The sequence below is a fragment of the Micrococcus sp. KRD077 genome (assembly GCF_017168505.1).
Taxonomy (GTDB): domain Bacteria; phylum Actinomycetota; class Actinomycetes; order Actinomycetales; family Micrococcaceae; genus Micrococcus; species Micrococcus luteus.
This window is the reverse complement of the sequence record NZ_JABFAZ010000052.1, coordinates 1-403: the sequence shown is the minus strand read 5'-3', so window position 1 is coordinate 403 and position 403 is coordinate 1. Positions and strand designations below refer to the sequence as shown.

Here is a 403-nt window from a genome sequence, read left to right as displayed (position 1 = left end):
AACTTAAGCAATGAGCAAAAGGAGCTGTAGAAATGAGAGAAATTAATGTTGAGCTTGTTAGAGATGCTGTGAGAAAATTATCTATAGAAGCCAATTATTTTTTAGGGGCAGATATTAAAGAGGCATTAGAGAAAGCTAAGAATGAAGAAACATGGAAGTTAGCAGAAGATGTTTTAGATAAAATAATTATTAATTCAGAGATTGCATGTAATGAAGAGATGCCTATGTGTCAAGATACAGGCATGGCATGTGTCTTTGTTGAGATAGGACAAGATGTGCATTTAATTGGAGGAAGCCTTGAAGATGCGATTAATGAGGGAGTACGCAGAGGATATGAGGAAGGGTTTTTAAGAAAATCAGTTGTTGGAGATCCAATTAGAAGAGTTAACACAAAGGATAACAC

The 403-nt window shown here is 35.2% G+C and carries 1 protein-coding gene; it reads left to right on the top strand.

Going from position 1 to position 403, the window contains the following annotated elements; all coding sequences use genetic code 11:
• Positions 1 to 32 precede the first annotated feature (32 nt).
• Positions 33 to 403, top strand: a 371-nt coding sequence (locus J1M39_RS11090) for a fumarate hydratase (RefSeq protein WP_206496793.1), incomplete at its 3' end; no start/stop codon positions are given.